This window comes from Jejuia spongiicola (assembly GCF_023502325.1).
In the GTDB taxonomy this organism is placed as follows: domain Bacteria; phylum Bacteroidota; class Bacteroidia; order Flavobacteriales; family Flavobacteriaceae; genus Wocania_A; species Wocania_A spongiicola.
The window spans coordinates 85,627-107,615 of sequence record NZ_JAMFLZ010000004.1 but is presented as its reverse complement, the minus strand read 5'-3'; the positions used below and the strand labels follow the sequence as shown (position 1 = coordinate 107,615).

Genomic DNA, 21,989 nt, shown 5'->3' with positions numbered 1-21,989 from the left:
TAAATAAACTTAAAAGTAGATTCTTGATTTCGCAAGAATTGATTAGTTATCAAAATACCAATTAAATAAATCGGTTCTAAGTCCAAAATTAAACCAAACTGTACTGCTTTTAAACGTTGAAGTTGTAATAGATTCTGGGGCAAAATTTCTGAAATTAATATCAGTAAATACCTTAAGGTTTGATGAAGGGTTTATTAAATACCCCGCTTGTAAATTCCCGTTGAAGGTTTTTGTTTTTATACCTTGTCCCACTTCAACACCGGTATCAAAAGGTCGATCATCATAATCTCGATACACATTTCCTCCATAACTAAAGTTATCAGTTCCGTCATTAAAATCTAAGCCACGAACACCAAAAATAAACTTAGCATTGGCAAACCAACGTTTGTAATGATAACGACCAATTAGTATAGCTTCGCTGAAATTTGCACCCCATAAATGCGCCATAGATTGGTTGTTATGCCCATAATTTGTTGCTATTGTATTATGCGAATATGTATAAGGTCTTATTCTATTATATTCAAACTGAAGCATTAAATTGCTAACCTTAAAAGCATTAAAATATTTAACACCTATTTGGTAACCATATTTATTTTTCCAACTTTTTTCTCCTCCTTTAATATCATTTAGCGAAAATTCATCTAAAACAAATTGACTATAAATATTTACATTATCATTCCATTTATATTTTGCCGATGCCCCAATAATAGCATTCCCTGCGTCTTGTCCTGTTTCAAATTCGATGGCTCTGTAAAATATAATAGGGTTTAAATAGTTTACATCAAAACCTCTATCATTTGAATTCGTCCAAATAACCGATTCAAACAAACCTAAATTAAATCTTTTGGAAACATTCCAACTTAAGTAGTGATTGGCCATGTATTTGGTTAAAAACGCTCCGTCTTCAGTAACTTCTGGTCGCACGTCTCTTAACCACATCCAAGTATTGGTGTATTTTATTTTCCAAAATTTAGTGTTCAATTTCAAAAACGGATGTGGACTCGCTACATCGCTTAATAATAAAGATCGATACCCATCACCAATAAAGTTTTTACCATGCCCAAACTGAATATTTATAAATTTTGCTGGAGCGTACGACAAATATGCTTCAGCAACAGGGTAATCGTAAGAATCACTTTTAAAACGTTTAGCAATACCACGACCAGGAATTATTGCTGGATCTGGACCAAACGCTTTTAAACTTTCGGCATACTCATTAACATATTTTGCAAAACGCCCTTGGCTTTCAAAAACAGAGGCATAAAAATTCAACTTTTTACCTAAACCTCCTCGAACTAAAAATCCTCGGGTATTATTATAGGTTGAGCTAAATTCTGCATCGGTATCTTTCCCAACTTGTAAATCAAAAATAGGGTCTATAGTAAACCAATAATCTTTTCCTTGCAATTGTACTAAATGCTCATTCCAAAGTTTTCTTCCAGCCCAAGTATCAGTTTCTTTTTTAAGTTTTTCCTTTTCGGCTTTAAAATTGTAATATTTTGAAACCTCTTCATAAACAAATGGTTTTGATGCGGTGTGACTATTGGTTCCAATCAAATTCATTTGCCTGTCAAACTTTGAATAATCGCTATGCGTAAAAGGAATATTTAACTGACTTGTATAACCTTTATTTTCAAAAGCTACTAAACTAGCATTTACGCTGTCAAATTCTGTTTTTGCTTTTGCTTCTAATTTGGAAAAAGCATTAACTTTTGTGACGCTTTTAGAAACTATAGATTGATTTATTAATGGTATTTTAATAGAAGTAGAATATTGCTTATAGGTTACTCTTCCGTTATAAGTTGCTGGTTTTATTTTAGGTAAAAGCCCAAAAACCCTTTTTGTTTCGTCTTTTAATTCTTTATAAATGGCATCAATATAAATAACCTTAAATAGGCCTGTTGTATCTACTTCAAAAAGCACTGCAACATTACCTTTATAATTTTCATCTAAAACTTTTTGTGGCACTTTAAAGTTCTCGTAAACATGCGTGAATACATTCGTATCAAAACACTGTTGTAATGAATCAATTTCTATCGTTTCGCAATTAGGAAAAACTGGAGCCTTTTCATATTGGAAAGTATCTTGTGCATATATATTATATTGAACTAAAAGTAGAAATAGGACAACGAATCTCTTCATAAATTTAATGAGAATTGATTTTGAGCAGAAAGATACTATATTTTTTAGATTAGTAAGTCATTAAAATCTTTAGGTATCTCTCTAAGATAGAAGTTAAATAATGAGAACCTGAAATAAATTCAGGTCAAGAAAAACCGCTATCAGTTTAACTAATAACGGTTTTCCAATTTTTAAAGTATTTGGTATATTTAATTTTCTACTTTAAATACAATAGGCAGAGAATATATAACTCCTACATTTTTATCGCGTTGTTTTCCTGGAGTCATTTCAGGGATTTTATTAATAACACGTTGTGCTTCTTTTTCTAGTTTAGAATGTGGACCTCTAACTTTAACATCTGTTACATGCCCAGTTTTATCAATTTTAAACTGCGTACGAATTACTTGCTTTCCAGATAACCCTAAATCATCACCAATACCTGTATTAAATTTTTTCTGAACAAGCTTAGTGATTTTTTCAGACATACATTTACGTCTCTCATCATTAGTTTTTTTCTTTTCGCACCCTGGGTAAATTGGCACTTCTTCAATCATTGCAAAAGGAACATCAACAGGATCTGGAACTTCTACGTTAAATTCTTCATCGTCTATTGGAGGGTTAACATTATCTGACTGCTTTTCCTTAACAGGCTCATCATTAAAAAGTTTATCAGGAGTAGTGTCTGGTACTTCAACAAATTCATTAGATGGCTTGCTTTGCTTTTTTTCTACTGGTTCATCAAAAGTTGGCTTTACCGTTTTAATTATCGGAATAGCAACATAAGTAGGATCTTCTATCTTTGGCAATTCGCCATAGTTAGGAATGGTCGTTTCAAACTTCATCTCAAATAAGCCATAAGCTCCCAACAAACAAACAATTAAGCCAATTTGAAAGTAAAGGGTTGAGTTTTTTTGTAAATTTGCGTCATGCTTTTGTGATTTTTTCACGATTTTCTCATTTTGCCGAATGAGTTCGTGAGTTTTTTTTGGATTACTCATAATAATTATAGTTTATATGTTAATATTATGGTAAAATCACAATAAGCATACCAAAAAAGAAATCCCGTTACAAATTTTGTAACGGGATTTTAAATTATTTGAATTCCTGTATTTACTGGGTGAAATATTTAATCTTGCACTTGGAAAATAATTGGTAATGAATATGGAACTGTTACTGCTTTACCACGTTGTTTTCCTGGTTTCATTTTAGGCAACAAACTAATAACTCGTTTAGCTTCCTTTTCTAAACCTGGGTGTGGAGCTCTTGCTCGTACACCAATAATGTTACCTGTTTTGTCTATTTTGAAAATAACATTAATACGTTGTCTACCTGATAAACCTAAATCACCTGCTAAATCTGTATTAAATTTTCTGTTTACAAATTTTGCAATCTTATCAGACATACATTTTTTCTTAGCTGCATTGTTTCCTTTTTCGCAACCAGGGAAAACTGGTACGTTTTCAATAACTGCAAAAGGAACTTCTATATCTTCTTCAACTTCTTCTACTTCTACTTCTTCAATCTCAACTATCTCAGTTTCTTGATCGGCTTCAGTTGATTCAATTACAGTTTCTTCAACCTCTTCCTCATCCTCTACTACCTCAATAACTTCTGGAGCTGCTGGTGGCGGTGGCGGTGGCGGTGGCGTTTGTATTTGTTCTGTTAATGGAATTTCTTCATCATCAAGATCATCTAAATTTAACTGTCCTATATCAATATCAGACTTATCATAAGTCTTATAGTTAATTGCATAATTTGTTAAAAAAAGCATTAAAGCTAAGCCAATTGCAAAATATAGTGAGCTGTTACGCCCTACATTTGCTTTAGGATTTTTTTTAGGTTCCATAATTTAATTGTTTTTGAAGATTGCTAAAATAACCATTTATTTGTCAAAAAAGCAAGCGTTTATAAATTTTTAATATGCGTTTTTTTGTTAATTAACAGTATTATTACAGTAATTAACACTCCCAAAGTATTCGCTATAGCATCATAAACATCGGTATGCCTTGATGCGGTAGCACTTCCTTGTAATATCTCAATTATTATACCAAAAGCTATTGAAAATATAGCGGCGTAAATAATTGCTTTTGTTTTTTTGTATTTAAACTTAAAAAAAAATGTGTTAAACCATAAAAAGGCTAACACACTGTAGACTAAAAAATGAAATATTTTATCGGCAAAAGATATACCTGCGTTTGGTAAGTTATTAATTTTAATTAAACTCACTGTCGCTAAAGCAACCGAATAAAATATCGCAATTATAAGAGCATACTTTTTAAGCACCTACAAGTGCTTTATAATCATCAGCCGACATAAGATTTTCTGTTTGAGAAAGATCAGAACATTTAAGTTTAATCATCCAACCTTCACCATAAGGATCGCTATTTACCTTTTCCGGTTCGTCTTCTAAAGCTTCATTAAACTCAATAATTTCACCAGATAAAGGCAAAAACAAATCCGATACAGTTTTTACTGCCTCAACGGTTCCAAAAACTTCTTCTACATCAAGTGTTTCATCAACAGTTTCAACTTCAACATACACAATATCTCCTAATTCACTTTGTGCAAAATCTGTAATACCTATTGTTGCAACGTCGCCCTCAATACTAATCCATTCGTGGTCTTTAGTATATTTTAATTCTGATGGAATATTCATTATATTAATTTAAGTTTGTTTGTTTATTTTGACAAATGTATTTATTCAAATTATAATTTCAAATAGATTACCTATTAATTACCAAAATTATATCTGAGTGTTAACCCTGAGCGAATTGTTGTTTGAGGAAATGCTGTTGAAATAGCATATTCAGAGAATGCATAATCAAAATAGAAAATGCCTGTTAAGTTTTTACTGAACGCATAATCTGCCGAATATTTTAAGCCCCAAATGGTTTGACCAGATGTTACTTGGTTATTCTCCAAATCTAAATACCGAATAATGGTTTTATTATCTCTAACTGATATATCGGCTTTCATATTTAAATCGCTTACAATACGCTTTTTGGGTCCTGCAAGTTTTGAGCGAATGCGTACATCTTTAATTCTATATCCTAAACCAATAATATACTCGTTTCCTTGAATCTCTGTCAATAAATTATTATCGAAACTAAGCGACAACAGTCTATCTTTTTTAACTTCAGCAAGAATCTTTACAGAGTTTTTCATTTCGAAGTCAATTCGAATTAATGGACTGAATAATTCGGTTAAATTAATGTTACTAAATAAAGTTCCGTTTTTATAATTACCAGATTGGTCTAAAGATTCTGATGGTTGGCTAGCATAATCTAATCCAGGGATTGGAGCTTCATTATCAAGAGGATCTAAATTCAAATTTAAGTTTGTACTAAACTGGTTAATGGTATACGTTGAACGATAACCGTGAGTTATAGAAAATCGCTTAAAGCGTTTTTTAAACCAAGCAAATTTCATTAATCCAGTGTATTTTAAATCCCAGTTAGGAATTGGCACATCTCTAAAAGCACTAGTTTTAACTTTATTGGCATCTTGTCCAGAATAAGCGGCTAAAAATGCAGGTAATAAAACTGCTTGATTATTTTTACCAAAGCCTAACGGATAACCGTCAGTATCCCTAGCATAGGTAGAGTTTCCATAAAAATTTTCTGCAAGCCTTTCAGCAACCTTTAATCTGTTAGCTCTAAAATCGTTAAATGCTTCTGACACATTTTCATCACTTTTTCCAAATGCTGTTTTAATTAGAATAGTAGATATATTAAAGTTTCCAAAAGTATTTGGTGTTAATGAATTATAAACTCCATTTTCTACTTTATAATTTTCATTATAATTTTCGTAATATGCTCTATTACCCACAAGATCAATTTTTAAATCTTTTACAGGTTCTAAATTTGCTGAAATATCCAGCTGCTTTGTGTGTGTTTCAGTATACTGCTGATTAAATTCTGGAAATACTGTTAGCCAGCCATTTCTAGCTGCCAAATGTCTTATATCGCTTTGACTACCAAAGGTATAACCTAATGTTGGTCTAAGTGTACCAATAAACCCAGGTGTTTGAGTATATCCTGGTAAAAAAGTTCCGTTGTTTTCAGAATAATTAAATTGAATTCTTTTAATACTTGTTAAAATATCAACTCCTGCGTTTAACAGTTTTGTAGCCGACTTATTTTTACTCTTCGTAGGTTTTTTATTTTGATTTGCCCCAGGTGGTCTTCCTTTTTGAGGTGTTCTTGATCTCACATTTCTAATTGGCTTTTTTACAAGTCCAATATACTTGTACAACTTTTTCATATCTAAAGTTGAATTTAAATTGTGAGTATTTGCATTTTGAATACTATTACCTAAGTCATAACTAGTTGTAGTCTCAGTACCAGTAATTGGGTCTGTTATTGTTAATGGTAAATTCCCATATAAATCTGAGCCCTTTTGCCACATAAAATCTCCGGAGTATTGATACGTTGCTTTTAAAAAACTAAATGTTGGAATTTTATGTATTGGCAATTCATAGGTAACTCCTAAATTTTGAGTTTGTCTGTTTGGATCTCCAAAATCTAGGAAACCATCCCAAACATCTAAGGTTGGGTCCTGATCGCCATTTACAATATTATCTTTAAAATAATTACGGACGATATTATTATTTGCTGCCGTAAAATTAAAACTTAGGGCTTTGGTTAAATTATAATTGATAGTATACTGAAAATCGAAAGTATAGTTTCTTCTAAACAATTCTTCAATACCAATATTACCGCCACCTAAATCAATATCTCTGAATTTTTGACGATTAAATTGACGATTAATGTCTGTATTAACTGTAAAACTTGTTGGTAATAAGTTGAAGTTAAAATCTTTTAAAATCTTCCAATATTTACCTCTAAATAATGAATCGTTCTTTTTAAAAGGTTCAATTGTTATTGGATTAAAATTAAATGCATAATTAGCACCAACTCTAACGGTTTTGTTTACTGAGTTTTCTATCTCGAAATCTCGATGTTCTACTTTATTATAGGAATAGTTAAATGTTAAATTTTCAACATCATAAAAACGTGGCTTAGAATCTCCTGTTCTTATTTTTCTAACACCTATAAAATTGATACTTTGTCTTCTAGTATAATCTTCAGAATCTTCTTTAACCTGTCTTCTTTTTTCCTCTGTATCTGCCGCAGCCAATCTAGATTCTAAAGTTAAATCTTTATAAAACTGATCATATTTAGGTGTAATAAGCTCTTCGCTCTGAGCATAATTAAATGGTACTTGAATTCCCCATTTTTTTGGTAATAATTGTCCAATATTAACATTAGTTACTACATCGTATTGCTTAACATCTTCTAAACTACGTTGACTTGGACCTTGTTCGATAGTACCAAAACCCGAAGTGCTTTGCCTACCTGTGGCGCTTATATTTGCAAAGTCTGCAATATTGGTGTCAACACTTAAAACAGCTGCCCAACCGCCTTCGTTATCTAAATCGGATAAACGTAACTCGTTAAACCATACTTCGGCACAAACATCATCTCTATTTGTAGCATTTTTTACACCCACCATAAGTGTTCTTACATCTCCAAAATTAGGATTTCCTTTTATAGCTATTCTGTGTTGACCAGCTACGTAATTTGAAAATTCATCACCAGTAAGCGGAATAGCTTCTCCGTTAATAACATCATAGTAGGTAGGATCTAAATTGGTTAAACTTCCATCTGAGATCCCTATAGATTTAATTTGACCTAAAATTTCAATCGGTAAATTAATTTCGTTATCCGTTGGCCAAAGCCCTTCTCTTGTTGTTGATGTAGAAACTTGTAAAGGGATTTCTATTTGATAAAAGTTTTCCGTTAAATCATTCCCCATTCTTATAAAACCAACCAAATCATCATTTGTTAAAGAGTTTCCAGACTCATCTGCTTCAGCGTGCATAAACATTCTTATACGTTTATATTGACGCATATCTATATTTATATTTTTATAAACTGCCTTGGAATCTTCTGATTCTAAATTACAGACATTAACTACTAATGATTGCTCGTTTTGTTGAATAACTGTATTGTTATTAAACAGCTCTTCAGGATCGATTCCTGGAGGTCTTTGATAACTCCCTTCATTCTCTAGTGTACCAATAACGCCAACTGAAAAATCAGTTTGCGGGTCATCAGGAGTTGGATCATTTTTATCTAAGGCTTGAGTATATCTTCTCCAGTCACTTCTTACTAAATCTAAAGTTCCAAAACGAAATACTGTGTTTTCTGAAAATTCTTTAAGAAATACACGTGCAAAACGAACGGACCTTAAATCGCTAATGCCTCCGACAGAAGTAACATGGCTCCCTTGAACTGGGATTCTAAATTGGTACCAACGTACATCTTTTGTGTCTCCATTTGGTAATAACCTTGGTCTTATTTTAAAATCTCTTAAAAAATCTTTTATAGGGTTACTAGTCGGTATATTATCAAAATCGGCTTCAGTTTCTGGTAAATTTTGACGTGTAATATCTAATTCATATTCAAAATAACTATTAATCGTATTCATAGTATTATCACGATTAATATCTTCAGCATCTGGTTGTGTATTAGCTGCTCTTTCTGTATTTGTAAATGTATCTGGCGTATTTCCTTCAACCCCATTGTATTTTTTATAGCGTTCAAAAATATCTCCGTCAGTATTTAAAAAATAACTGTAATTGTCATTTGCTGGGTCTTCTAATCCTGAAAAAGCAGGAAATTTAAGCCCTTCATCTGTGTCATTTAAACCATCATAACCTATATCTTGAAGAATTCTGTCTTGCCCTGTAGTATCAAAAGCATAAATTAAGGATTGATTTCCTGGTGTTTTCCCCCAAGATGTTTCTGTTGTAAAAGCATTGTTTGATGAATCTGGCAATCCGTTTTCGTATTGTTTTCTCCCATCAGACAGTACATCTTCAGAAATATTTCCCAAATTAAAAACCAATTTACCCCCAGGATTTGTTGGGTTTTCTTGAAACGGATCTTGTAACCAAAACTCGATATACTCTACATTGGCTTGTTCTAAATCTGTTGATGTTAATTGTCGCGTAATTCCTGCCCAACTTTGTTGTGGATTAGGAAGTATGTTACCATTTGCTACTGGATTAAAATTGTATGGTCCTCTTTCTGATGGATAATACGCTAAATCTAAAGTAAATATTACTGAGTTTTGACCTTGAACTAAATCTCTTTCTGGGAATAACTCGTTTATAAATACACGACTCGTAAATAAATCAGACACGTCATCATCTGAAATCTCATCTGGTCTTCTAGCGCTATAAAAAATAGGGTCGATAGTATACCAATTTAATAATGCCCTTTGATAACCGTTTTGTAAGTTTAAAGGATTGTTAGGGTCTGTTACATCTACATAGCCCAAATTAGGATCAAATGGTGTACTAGATAAAAACCATGATTGCTGCGATTTTAAATCGATACTTCCTTGAGAGCCTTCAAAGTCATCAACATATGATGTTGCTTCACCATTAAGGTTTGTCCCTTTTGGAGCTCCAGGAGCTAAATAAGCAAACTCCCCGCGTAACGACAAATTAGATTCTACGTCGGTATCTATATTTGGTAGTTTATTTGCTAGTCGAGTTAAAAACGGTACTTTGGTAGAATAGTTTCCATTAAAACCAAAAATAGTATTATTTATAGGCTCTGAACCGTAATTTGCTTTTTGAGTTATTGGGCGTTCATTAAGATTTAAAAGTGTTGCGCCTAAAACAAAATTATCGTTGAATTTATGCTCTACATTGATGCCTGTAAAACGCCTTGTCTGCTGACCAAAAACAGCATTGTTTTCAGTAGAAACATTAATGGGTGTGTTTGATGCTTTTAAAGCTTCATCTAAAATTTGAATTCGCCCTAGTTGATAATTTACTGTATAGTCTACACCTTCAACTAAAACACGTCCGCCAGCAGTAACCTTAACAGAACCCCTTGGCACATTAAACGATCCAATAGGAATTCCATCTCCTCCAGAAGACTTATAACGTCCTTTAAGTTTGAATTTGTTTTTTTCAACGGCTTCTAGCGCTGCTGTTTTTGTGCTTTTGTATAGCACATCGTAAACGTATTTTACTTGATTTTCGTTATATGAGGTATTTATATTATAATTTTCAGTAGCACTAAGTGATAGCTTGTTAAAAAGATATTCTCCAAATGGTTCAACACTTGGAAATATTATTTTTCCTGTTTGCGGCAACACTGTTATATTGGGGACAAAATCAAAAAACCCATCGCCTTTTGCTTGCGGATCGTTATTAAAGTTTAACTTATCCAAACTAAACACTCTTAATAAAGGTGTTTCATTTAAAGGGTCTTCATTTGGTCCAGGTGTGGGAAACGCTGTTGTTCCTACTGGCGAAATAAAATTTAAAGGAGAAGCTTCATTATAAAATATATTCAGTTTAAAATCATCTTGACTTAAATTAAAAGCACCCGTATCATAAATATTTTTCATCATCAGCTTCCAAACGGGCTGATTGACATTTGTAATACTACTTTTTAATAATTTTAAAACTAAGTTTTTATTAACTACAGAGGTTATATCTCCAGTATTGGCATCTGTGGTCACACCTGTTGCATCAACACCATCATTTGCAAATTCTCCTACTTGGTATACTTTTCCTCCGATAGTAAATTGAAATGCGACGGCCAATACCTCATCGTTATTTAAACGCTGATTTAATGAAATATACCCTAAATCTTTATTTAAGTTATATTCTTGCCCACTAATTAATTTTCTAGCATTCTCTAATTTAGCATAATCAAATCCTTCATTAACATTGGGCACTAATATTCCCGACTGGACGGTTGCTACATCTCTAACCGCTTCTGTAAGTAAACTTGTTGATCCAATAGCTGTAGGATCAAAATCATTATTACTATTATCTGGAATGGCACCAAATCCTGCATTTACAAAACCTGCTGGAGGTGTTTGCAAACCTATTAAATCTGTTTCTCCCAAATCTTGAAGGGCAACAATATTTCTAACATTATCTGTTCTATTACTCCTATTTGTTACCCAAACCTCAAGCCTAGTAATTTGAAGCCCTTTGTTATTCATATAGGGGTAAGTTGATAATGAAGCGTCGTAAGTATCTCTAAAATATTGCGCTAAAAAGAAGTGCCTGTTCTCATCATAATCTCGAATGAATAATTCAAATTCCTCAAGTGTTCCACCTCCTTGGGCAACTACTGTATTGGCTTGCGATTTCTGTTCAGAAAACACACCAGTAACGGTTGTTCTACCAAATTGCAATTGTGCTTTAACTCCAAAAAGACTTTGTGCTCCAGTAATTAAAGAGCTATTTAAAGGCATACTTACATTACCAACTTCTATTTTTTGAATAATATCATCTTCAGTTGGTGTGTATTCTAATTTAATAATATCTTGAAAATCGTAACTTGCTTGTGTATCATAATTTGCTGTTACTTGTAATCTTGTGCCAACTTTACCTAGTAAACTTAAACTAATACGCTGGTCAAAATCAAAAGTAAAATTACTTCTGTTTTTTGGTGAAAATGAAGGGTTATCTTGTTTTGAAAACAATACTCCTAAATCCATTTCAACAGAACCTTGCGGAATCACGCTTATGGTATCGCTCCCAAAAATAGATGTGAAAAAATCGGACTTCACATAAAACTCGGGAATTAAGTTTTTTTGTCCATCTTTTGCTCCTGATTTTTTACCATCAAACGCATCAATTTTTTCTTTGTAATATGCTTTTAAATTTTCTTTAGCCACCAGAGCATAATACTCTTTTGGTGTTAAAATAATTGGGTATTTAATATTATAACTTCCTATTTTCTCAGTGTAAATGTAACGGTTCGTTAAAGGGTCAAAAGTATATTTAGATTCTACACTATTAGGGTTTGGTGCTTTTATTTCTCCTAAATTAAACCCTGTTTTTACAGAATCTTGTTCTGTTTGCTGAGACCAAGCCATAGTAGAAAACAAGACTATAAAACCTAAAAAAAAGTAATGTTTTTTTGATTTATAAAAATTTGGGTTAGTTATATTCAAAATCTATTATAAATTTTTTAAAGCTTGTTTTATAATGGTTTCAACACTAGCCTCGGGCTCAGACACAATAATTTTGTCCACAACACGTTCAGCCTGCTTTTTTACAAAACCAAGAACTTCTAATGCAGATAACGCTTCATCTTTATTGGTATTGCCTTTTGAAACAGAAACTTCGTCTATATCGTAAATCTTTAAAATTTTATCTTTCAAATCTATTATAACACGCTGAGCTGTTTTTGCTCCTATTCCCTTAATAGATTGAATTAAAGCTACATCACCAACAGCTATACCTTCCCTAACTTGTTTAGGTGTTAAAGAAGACAACATGGTGCGTGCAATACTAGAACCTATTCCGCTTACAGAAATTAATAATCTAAAAATTTCGCGCTCTGCTAGTGACGTAAAGCCATAAAGCGTATGTGAATCTTCCTTAACTTGAAGGTGCGTATATAATTTTAGCTGTTCGCTGTCTGGTATTTGAGAATATGTGTGCAACGAAATATTAAGCATATAGCCCACTCCATTACATTCAATAACAACACTTGTTGGGTTTTTTTCAGTAAGTTTTCCTTTAATATGTGTTATCATAAATCCCCTATATCTTAGTCAATCAAATGTAATAAAATTATTTACATTAAAACGATTAAGAATTAGCCTTTTCTAGTTCCCATTTTTCTTTATGTTGTGCATCAATAACTGCAATTGCTGTCATATTAACAATTTCATCAACATTAGCCCCTAACTGAAGTATATGTACTGGTTTACGCATGCCCATCATTATTGGTCCAATAGATTGAGAGTCGTTCAGTTCTTTTAATAGTTTATAAGTAATATTAGCCGAATCTAAATTAGGAAATATTAGCGCGTTTACTTTTTTACCAACCAGTTTAGAAAATGGGAATTTTTCTCGAAGCATTTCATCATTTAAAGCAAAATCAGTTTGCAATTCACCATCAACAATCATGTCTGGAAAATGGCGATGTAAATACGATACAGCTTCTCTAACTTTTGATGCATTAATATGTTGAGACGACCCAAAGTTAGAATAAGAAGTCATTGCCATGACAGGCTTCATGCCAAACATTTTAATAACTTGAGATGTCATTTGTGCTATTTTGGTTAAATCTTTAGCACTTGGGTCTATGTTTATAGATGTATCACTTAAAAAAAGCGGGCCTCTTTTAGTCATCATAACATTTGTGGTAGCAATTCTTGTTGCTCCCTTTGCCATACCTATTAATTCTAGCATAGGTTTTACAACTGTAGGATAGTTTCTAGAATACCCCGAAATTAGGGCATCTGCATCTCCTTCGCTAACCATCATTGCAGCAAAATAGTTACGTTCACGCATTAATTTTTGAGCAGAATAGTATGTTATTCCTCTACGCTTACGTTGTTCCCAATATACTTTTGCATATTTATCTTTACGCGGGTTTTCTTCTTCTGTTTTAGGGTCGATAATTGGCACATCGGCATCAAATTCTATCTCCTTCATAAGACTCTCAATAGTCTCTTTTCTTCCTAATAAAATTGGATATGCAATACCGTCTTCATAAGCTATTTGTGCTGCCTTCAGAACAGCTAGCTGGTCAGCTTCTGCAAACACAACACGTTTAGGATCAAGCTTTGCTCTATTTAATAATAGCCTTACTAATTTGTTATCAGAACCCAAACGTTCTCTAAGTGTGTCTTGGTATTTTTCCCAATCTATAATAGGCTCTTTTGCTATACCGCTTTCCATAGCTGCTTTTGCAACCGCTGGCGGCACTTCGGCAATTAAACGCGGATCAAATGGTTTTGGAATGATATATTCTTTCCCAAATGTTAATCGTGTTTCGCCATAAGCTATATTAACTTGCTCTGGCACTGGCTCTTTAGCTAATCTAGCCAAAGCTTTAACTGCAGCCATTTTCATAGCTTCGTTAATTTTTGTTGCACGCACATCCAAAGCTCCTCTAAAAATAAATGGAAACCCTAGTACATTATTTACTTGGTTAGGATGATCGCTACGCCCTGTTGCCATAATAATATCCTTGCGCGTTGCAATTGCAGTATTATATTTTATTTCTGGGTTTGGATTAGCCATTGCAAATACAATAGGATTTTTTGCCATAGTTAAAAGCATATCTGGAGTGACAATATCTGGCATTGATAGACCGATAAAAACATCGGCATCTTTCATAGCTTCATCAAGCGTGTCTATTTTCCTGTGTGTAGCAAATTCTGCTTTCTCAGTAGACAAACTTTCTCGATCATTTCTAATAACACCTTTGCTATCTAGCATAACCATATTTTCACGCTTTACACCACAAGCTTGGTATAAACGAGAACATGATATAGCTGCTGCCCCAGCACCGCTTATTACTATTTTAACTTTCTCCAGCTTTTTTTCTGCTAACTCAACTGCATTTAATAACGCTGCCGCAGAAATTATAGCAGTTCCGTGTTGGTCGTCATGCATTACAGGAATATCTAACTCTTCCTTTAAGCGACGCTCTATTTCAAAAGCTTCTGGAGCTTTTATATCTTCTAAATTAATACCCCCAAAAGTTGGAGCTATGTTTTTTACTGTTGCAATAAATTCGTCAACATTCTCGGTATCAACTTCAATGTCAAAAACATCAATATCAGCAAATATTTTAAACAATAAGCCTTTACCTTCCATTACTGGTTTTGAGGCTTCAGGACCAATATTTCCCAATCCTAAAACTGCTGTTCCGTTAGATATTACTGCTACTAAATTACCTTTGGCTGTATATCTATAAGCATTATTTTTGTCTTTCTCTATTTCTAAACAAGGCTCTGCAACACCTGGCGAATAGGCTAAAGATAAATCTCTTTGGCTAGCATATTTTTTGGTTGGAACTACCTTTATTTTTCCTGGAGTTGGCTTTGCGTGATATATAAGGGCTTCTCTTCGTTTACTTTCTTCGCTCATTATGGATTAGTTTAAATATATCAAACCAACAAAGATAATAATCCTATGATAGGATAAGCCTAATCTTTTAAAAAATTGATGTTTCTTTTTAAGCCTGAAAACTTAGTTCGCTTTACTGCAGATTTTTGAAATACTTTTTTAAAAGTGTCCTCAGTAATCTCTTCCCAATCTTTTTTTGTCATCGATAATAATTCTGGATGTGGATTGAATAGGGGTTCATTGTGTGATTTAGAAAATCGATTCCATGGGCAAACATCTTGACAAACATCACAACCAAACATCCAATCATCCATTCTTCCTTTAAACTCTGTTGGTATATTCTCTTTTAATTCAATAGTAAAATAAGAAATGCATTTACTGCCATCTACTACATAAGGCTCTGTAATGGCTTCGGTTGGGCAAGCATCAATACATGCCGTACATGTACCACAATGATCTGTGGTTGGCATATCGTAATCGAGCTCTAAATCTATTATAAGTTCGGCTATAAAATAAAACGAGCCTACTTGTTGGGTTAATAAATTACTATGCTTACCTATCCAGCCTAAGCCACTTTTTGCAGCCCAAGCTTTATCTAAAACAGGGGCAGAATCTACAAAAGCTCTTCCGCTAACTTCTCCTATTTCATCTTGAATAAAATTTAGTAGAGATTTAAGTTTATCCTTAATAACAAAATGATAATCGGTTCCATAGGCATATTTTGATAGTTTATAGCTGCTAGCTATTTGCTCTTGGCTTGGGTAATAATTAAGCAATAATGAAACTACACTTTTTGAGCCTTCAACAAGCTTTGTTGGGTCTAATCGTTTATCGAAATGATTTTCCATATAGTGCATTTCCCCATGCATATTATTTTTCAACCACTTTTCTAATCGAGGTGCTTCTTCTTCTAAAAAATCAGCTTTACTTATACCGCAGGACAAAAACCCAAGACGTTTAGCTTCGGTTTTAATAAGCTTAGTATGGTTTGCTTTTGATTTTACCATCATGCTTTTAAAGTGAACTTTAACTTAACATCTACTGGTTTTAAAGTAATTAAAGGATTTATTTTAATAATATCATTATCTGTAGAAACATTAAACTTTTTCATAATAGCATTTACCGCTAAAATCATTTCATACATCGCAAAATTGTTCCCAATACAGAGTCTTGGTCCTGCACCAAAGGGCATATAATATTGTAATATTTGCTTTCTGTTTTTTTCTAAAAAGCGCTCAGGTTTAAAATCTTCAGAATCGCTCCAGTAATCTTTATTTCGGTGCAGTTCGTATATTGATGCTCCAACAATAGTGCCTTTTTTTAAGACATAATTTTCTATTTCATCATCTTCAATATTTACTCTATCGGTGATCCAAGCTGGTGGGTATAATCGTAAACTTTCTTCAACACAACATTTAGTATAATTTAATTGTGTAATGGTTTGTAAGGACGTTAAGCTTTCTTTTTTTGCTTTGTTAATTTCGTCTTCAACCTTTTTTAATTCCTTTTTATTTTGTGCTAAAAGTTTTAATGTAAATGTTAATGCATTGGCGGTAGTCTCATGTCCAGCAACAAACAAAATTAAAATTTCGTCAATTAATTGCTCGTTACTCATAGTTGTTCCGTCTTCATACTTAGCATGTAATAACATATCTAATAAATCATCATGCTCATCATCAGAATTTCGTCTTTGATCAATAATAGTATTTATTATATCTCTACTTTCTTTTACCAATTTCATGTGGTAACTAATATCGCCTTTTAAAAAATACCATAACTTTTTGTAAGGCATTCTCAATTCTTTTACAATAAACAATTGTAACTTTTCAATAATGAATTGCAAGCGTTTTAAAGTTTGTTTTTCTGCAGAAAAATTGAACAAAGATTTAGCAACTACTTCAAAAGCTAATTCATTCATTATAGGGTATAAATCTACAAACTCTCCTTCTTCAATTAAATTTACTTGAGTTTCAATAGCATTATTAATAATTGAAACTAAGTTTTGAATTTTTTCTTTATGGAATGCTGGTTGTATTAATCTACGTTGTTTTAACCAATAATCGCCACTTGAAGTTAGCAACCCGTAACCTACATATTTTGATAAATATTTGGTTTGAATTTTTGATTTATGATAGGTTTTATGGTTTTTTTGAAGTATGTGTTTAACAATGTTTATTTCTCGAGTTAAAACAATATGTCCATAAAAAGGTGATTTAATAGCAAAGGTGTCTCCTGCATTATTAAAGCATTTATTATGAAACGGGATAGGGTTTTTGGCTATAGAAGCCGACATTAATAAAAACTTTCGAAATGGTATTTTATTTGGGTAGCTGTATTTAGGCATTTGTTTATAAAATTAGGACATTTGAGTTTAGACCATTTCACATACTTTAAAAGTACTATTTTATTAGTAATACTAAACAAAAAAACCGATGCTAAATACTTCGGTTTTAATTAATCTATATCTGTCACTTAATATTAATTACAATTCATATCTAACGATGATTGCAAATCAGCATTTGGAAAGCAATATCCTGATGGTAAGCTCTCTGGCACAAATCGTTTTAAATTATCATCATAGAGTGCATTTTCAACAAATAAAGTAAGCAAATCAATTTCAGAATCTGTTAGGTTAAGAGGCACAAACATAGGAGAAAGTTTATTTGAAGGGACTTCAATATTTTCATGAACAGCTTCACTTTTATAACGAATAATATCTTTTACACTTTCAAAACTACCGCCATGTCCAAAAAAGCTAACATCTTTTAAGTTATACAATTGAGGTGTTTTAAATTTATAGTCATCATTTGTGTTTCCAGTAAATCCACCTCGCCCTTTTTTTGTTGCTTCATCTATAACTGTTAAAACATTATTGCCAGCTAAATCTTTCATACCTAATGCATGAAAGCTCATACCATTTAAACCTGGTCCCGAATGGCACGTGTAGCATTTAGCTTTATCAAAAAATAATGTAGCCCCTTGTATTTCATCATTACTCATTGCAATACTTTCGCCTTTTAACCATTTTTGAAATGGAGCTTGATTAGCAAGCAATGTACGCTCATAAGCTGCTATTGCTAAACCTGCATTTAATTTAGAATAACGCTCATTTACATTAACATTAGGAAAAGCGCTATCAAACATAGCTTTATAGGATGAGTTTTTAATAAAATCTTCATCAATAACTAATCTGTGAACATTTATTCCTGCTATAGCCTGTATTTCTACTCCTTCAAAACCTAATGTGTTAGATTCTTTTGGTGTTCCTGCCGTCCAATTTGCTTCCGTTCCTGCGTTAGTCCCTGTTGCTCCAAATTGACCATTCCATAGCATAACATCTTGATAAGCTACATTTAAAACACTGGGGCTTCTAATTGGCTGTACATCTAAGTGCTCTTCTGTATAATCAGAAGACTTAGTACGCTCTTCTCCAAACAAACCAAAACCAAAACCACCTTCGCCAATACCTTGTAATATACCACTTTGAAAACCTGCTCCTGCATGATGGCAACTTGCACAAGAATAAGTATCCATTCCCTGAGAAAGTTTAGGATTTTTAGCCAAACCTGTTTCGTGAAACAACATTTTTCCCAAAGCAACTTTAGCTTCTGTAATCGGGTTTTTTAAATCGTTTGGTATGGCTGAATAATTATTTGAAGCTGGAAGGATTAGCGCTTCTTTAGACCCATATAGCTCTATAATTTTTTTTTCTAAATTGTTTTGAAATGTGATATCAACATAATCATCATTGTCTGTAGCACAAGAAAAAAATAAAGATGCTACACAAATTGCAAGTACATTGAATACTCGTAGGTTTTTCATTATAATTGGGTTATTAATATTTTAAGCGCCAAACATAATGACACTTTCAAAAACCTTACAAATTTTTTGATGAAATAAACGAATAATTAGCTAATATGTTGAAAGGATTTATTTATCCGTTTAATTGTTGTAATAGTAAACCGAGAAGCATACACTAAAACAGTCCGCCTTGAATTGATCCTTTTACTTTACCAAGATGCTTATAAGCTTGTTCTGTTACTTCTCGCCCTCGAGGGGTTCGCATAATAAACCCTTGTTGTATCAAAAATGGTTCATAAACCTCTTCAATAGTTTCTGGGCTTTCGCTAACTGCTGTAGCAATAGTAGTAATACCTACTGGCCCGCCTTTAAACTTATCAATAATGGTTGACAAAATTTTATTATCCATTTCGTCTAGACCATGGGCATCAACGTTTAAAGCTTCCAAAGCATATTTTGCAATTTTTATATCGATACTCCCGTTACTTTTAATTTGTGCAAAATCTCTAACACGACGCAATAATGCGTTCGCAATTCTTGGTGTTCCTCGGCTTCTACCTGCTATTTCAATAGCTGCTTCCATAGAAATTGGTACATCTAAAATAGTCGCACTACGCTGTACAATGGTTGTTAGTAAATCGGTTTTGTAATATTGTAATCTACTTTGTATTCCAAAACGTGCTCGCATTGGAGAAGTTAACAACCCCGAGCGTGTTGTTGCTCCAATTAAGGTAAATGGATTAAGATTGATTTGCACCGTTCTTGCATTGGGTCCAGATTCAATCATGATATCTATTTTATAATCTTCCATTGCAGAGTATAAATATTCTTCTACAATGGGGCTTAATCGATGAATTTCATCAATAAATAAGACATCTCGTTCTTCAAGGTTAGTAAGTAATCCTGCTAAATCTCCTGGTTTATCTAAAACTGGACCTGAAGTTACTTTAATACCAACACTAAGTTCATTTGCTAAAATATGAGCAAGTGTAGTTTTTCCTAATCCAGGAGGTCCATGAAATAATGTATGATCTAAAGCTTCGGTACGTAAATTTGCAGCTTGAACAAAAATTTGAAGGTTTTCTAATACCTGATCCTGCCCTGTAAAATCATCAAAAGATAAGGGTCTCAGTTTTTTTTCTACATCTAATTCTTCTGGAGAAAAATTTTCGTCTGTTGGATCTAGGTTTTCGTTCATCACAAACAAATATAACTAAAAAGCCTCTCTAAACAGAAAGGCTTTTTAATATTGATTTTATTTTAATTCAGAATTGTAAATTCACAACGCCTGTTTATATCATACGCTTCATCATCACAAATACCTTCTTTAACACATTCGTTAAGAGGTTGCATTTCGCCATATCCAATACTTTTTAATCGCGCTCTGTCTATCCCTTGACTAACTAAATACTCTAAGGTTGAAGCAGCTCTGCGTTTAGATAAATCTAAATTGTACTGATCTGGACCTCGTGCATCGGTATGCGCAGATACTTCTACTTCCATTGATGGATATTTTTTCATTAAATCTACCAATACTTGTAAAGTTACTGCTGCATCTTCGCGAATATTAGATTTATCGAAATCGAAATAAATCTTGTCTAATTCTACTTGTACATCTCCTTTTTCGTTTTCCTTTACACGTTCTTCTGCATCAGCAAAAGACTCTAAAGATAAATAAATATTGTGCTGTACTTTTCCTTTGCTATCGGTTGAAAATTCAACATCTTGAGGAATATATGCTTTTCTGGTTCCTCTTACTTTGTATTTTTTATTCGGTTCTATTTTAAAAATATAATGTGCATCATCTCCAACAATAGTATCTTGAATTACGGTATCTGATTCATCAAATAGAGTTACTAAAGACCCTGCTAATAATTCTTTACTATTTAAATCTTGCACAATTCCTTCTACTTGATATTTTGTTAAAGGGTTTTCTTCTCTACCAAAACCAAATAACCTATCATAACCTGTTCGATTTGAAGACACATACCCTTTGTTATCTTTTTCTCTAACTACATAAGCAAAGTCATCCAAATTACTATTTATTGAGCTTCCTAAGTTTACTGGTTTATCAAATGTATTATTTACTTTATTACTTCTAAACACATCCAAACCTCCATAGCCTTGATGACCTATAGATGAAAAATACAGCACATTAAATTCACTAATAAATGGGAATTGCTCTCTGTGTTTTGTATTAATTGTTGGTCCTAAGTTTTCAGGCTCTCCATAAGTTCCATCATCATTAATAGCCACTTTATAAATATCAAAACTACCTATAGTTCCTGGCATATCGCTAGCAAAATATAGTGTTTTTTCATCTTTACTTAAAGCTGGGTGCTCTGTACTATATGCATTTGAAGTGAATGGTAATGCGGAAACATTTGTCCAATTTCCATCTACCAATTCTGCTTTATAAATTTTAATATGTGCGATCCTTTGTTCGTCTGTTTTTTTACGGGTTGTATTTGTTCTATTAAAATACATTGTTTTACCATTTTTAGTAAACACAGCATTACTTTCGTGCGTGCTTGTATTTATAGCATCCGAAAAAGGCACAATATCTTCTAAAATATTATCATTTGTTAACGTTGCGCTATACAAGTCTAGGTATGGTAAATTATTCCATGAATACGATGGGTTTTCACTATTTCTTGCCGAAGCAAAAGCTACTTTGTTTTCGCCATAAAACGATAATCCAAAATCGCTACTAGAATTTTGATTTTCTATTTGCTTTAATTTAAACGTATGCGGTGTTGTTTTATCTGTGTTTTCAATAAATGCACTGGTATTTACTGATTTGTTATAATATCTGCTTAAATGTTTATCTGCTTCTTTATAATCTTTAACACCTTTTAAAGCTTGTGCATATCTAAAATGATATTCAATATCAATTGAGTCTCCATATTCTACAAACAGTTCTCTATAAGTTTTAATTGCTTTTTGAAGACTTGTATTATAATAATAGCTATCAGCTAAATTTTGAAGCACTTCTTGATTGCGCTCTTTAGTTTCATAAATTTCAGCGGCATCCTTATAAGCTCTTATTTCAAAAAGCTTATTAACTCGTTTTAAATTTTTCTTTTGTGCAAATCCTATTCCACTAACTAATAAAAGGCTTGCAAGTATGTATATTTGTTTTTTCATGTTT

13 protein-coding genes are annotated in these 21,989 nt (G+C 32.6%); all 13 read right to left on the bottom strand.

Translation table 11 applies throughout. The annotated features are described in order from the left end of the window. Positions 1 to 42: 42 nt before the first annotated feature. Positions 43 to 2,142, bottom strand: a complete 2,100-nt coding sequence (locus M3P09_RS10270; protein ID WP_249973061.1) for a gliding motility protein RemB — start codon at positions 2,140 to 2,142, stop codon at positions 43 to 45. A 188-nt stretch (positions 2,143 to 2,330) separates the two neighbouring features. Next, entirely contained in the window at positions 2,331 to 3,068 is a 738-nt protein-coding gene (locus M3P09_RS17450; RefSeq protein ID WP_249973060.1) for an energy transducer TonB, read from the bottom strand. Positions 3,069 to 3,247: 179 nt separating this feature from the next. Next, on the bottom strand, positions 3,248 to 3,967 hold the full coding sequence (locus M3P09_RS10260; RefSeq protein WP_099563333.1) for an energy transducer TonB: 720 nt from the start codon (positions 3,965 to 3,967) through the stop codon (positions 3,248 to 3,250). Between the two features lie 59 nt (positions 3,968 to 4,026). Next, positions 4,027 to 4,347, bottom strand: a complete 321-nt coding sequence (locus M3P09_RS10255; RefSeq protein WP_233192439.1) for a VanZ family protein — start codon at positions 4,345 to 4,347, stop codon at positions 4,027 to 4,029. A gap of 49 nt (positions 4,348 to 4,396) precedes the next feature. Beyond that, positions 4,397 to 4,777: a glycine cleavage system protein GcvH gene (gene gcvH, locus M3P09_RS10250; RefSeq protein ID WP_249973059.1), complete on the bottom strand. Its 381-nt coding sequence runs from the start codon at positions 4,775 to 4,777 to the stop codon at positions 4,397 to 4,399. Between the two features lie 74 nt (positions 4,778 to 4,851). Further along, complete coding sequence (gene sov, locus M3P09_RS10245) at positions 4,852 to 12,120, bottom strand: T9SS outer membrane translocon Sov/SprA (RefSeq protein WP_430886766.1); 7,269 nt, start codon at positions 12,118 to 12,120, stop codon at positions 4,852 to 4,854. Between the two features lie 6 nt (positions 12,121 to 12,126). Continuing rightward, positions 12,127 to 12,708 (bottom strand): Holliday junction branch migration protein RuvA, encoded by a 582-nt coding sequence (ruvA, locus tag M3P09_RS10240; protein WP_099563330.1) that lies wholly within the window; start codon positions 12,706 to 12,708, stop codon positions 12,127 to 12,129. Positions 12,709 to 12,763: 55 nt separating this feature from the next. Further along, positions 12,764 to 15,058 carry an NADP-dependent malic enzyme gene (locus M3P09_RS10235; protein ID WP_099563329.1) on the bottom strand — a complete coding sequence of 765 codons (2,295 nt, stop codon included), beginning with the start codon at positions 15,056 to 15,058 and terminating at the stop codon, positions 12,764 to 12,766. A gap of 59 nt (positions 15,059 to 15,117) precedes the next feature. Then, positions 15,118 to 16,047, bottom strand: coding sequence for a tRNA epoxyqueuosine(34) reductase QueG (gene queG / locus M3P09_RS10230; protein ID WP_430886765.1), 930 nt, complete (start codon positions 16,045 to 16,047; stop codon positions 15,118 to 15,120). Then, the gene (locus M3P09_RS10225) at positions 16,044 to 17,381 is read right to left on the bottom strand and encodes a cytochrome P450 (RefSeq protein ID WP_249973058.1); all 1,338 of its coding nucleotides are present in this window, start codon (positions 17,379 to 17,381) and stop codon (positions 16,044 to 16,046) included. The genes queG and M3P09_RS10225 overlap by 4 nt, the downstream gene beginning before the upstream one ends. A 134-nt stretch (positions 17,382 to 17,515) precedes the next feature. Beyond that, positions 17,516 to 18,859 carry a cytochrome-c peroxidase gene (locus M3P09_RS10220; RefSeq protein ID WP_249973057.1) on the bottom strand — a complete coding sequence of 448 codons (1,344 nt, stop codon included), beginning with the start codon at positions 18,857 to 18,859 and terminating at the stop codon, positions 17,516 to 17,518. 154 nt (positions 18,860 to 19,013) lie between these two features. Beyond that, a complete protein-coding gene (ruvB, locus tag M3P09_RS10215) occupies positions 19,014 to 20,036 on the bottom strand; it encodes a Holliday junction branch migration DNA helicase RuvB (RefSeq protein ID WP_099563327.1) in 1,023 nt (340 codons plus the stop codon). Between the two features lie 62 nt (positions 20,037 to 20,098). After that, on the bottom strand, positions 20,099 to 21,985 hold the full coding sequence (locus M3P09_RS10210) for an OmpA family protein (RefSeq protein ID WP_249973056.1): 1,887 nt from the start codon (positions 21,983 to 21,985) through the stop codon (positions 20,099 to 20,101). Positions 21,986 to 21,989 lie beyond the last annotated feature (4 nt).

Coding starts and splice junctions, on each gene's coding strand:
- M3P09_RS10270 (WP_249973061.1), bottom strand. CDS start 2,142: ATGAAGAGATTCGTTGTCCTATTTCTACTTTTAGTTCAATATAATATA.
- M3P09_RS10260 (WP_099563333.1), bottom strand. CDS start 3,967: ATGGAACCTAAAAAAAATCCTAAAGCAAATGTAGGGCGTAACAGCTCA.
- gcvH (WP_249973059.1), bottom strand. CDS start 4,777: ATGAATATTCCATCAGAATTAAAATATACTAAAGACCACGAATGGATT.
- ruvA (WP_099563330.1), bottom strand. CDS start 12,708: ATGATAACACATATTAAAGGAAAACTTACTGAAAAAAACCCAACAAGT.
- M3P09_RS10235 (WP_099563329.1), bottom strand. CDS start 15,058: ATGAGCGAAGAAAGTAAACGAAGAGAAGCCCTTATATATCACGCAAAG.
- queG (WP_430886765.1), bottom strand. CDS start 16,047: ATGATGGTAAAATCAAAAGCAAACCATACTAAGCTTATTAAAACCGAA.
- M3P09_RS10225 (WP_249973058.1), bottom strand. CDS start 17,381: ATGCCTAAATACAGCTACCCAAATAAAATACCATTTCGAAAGTTTTTA.
- M3P09_RS10220 (WP_249973057.1), bottom strand. CDS start 18,859: ATGAAAAACCTACGAGTATTCAATGTACTTGCAATTTGTGTAGCATCT.
- ruvB (WP_099563327.1), bottom strand. CDS start 20,036: ATGAACGAAAACCTAGATCCAACAGACGAAAATTTTTCTCCAGAAGAA.
- M3P09_RS10210 (WP_249973056.1), bottom strand. CDS start 21,985: ATGAAAAAACAAATATACATACTTGCAAGCCTTTTATTAGTTAGTGGA.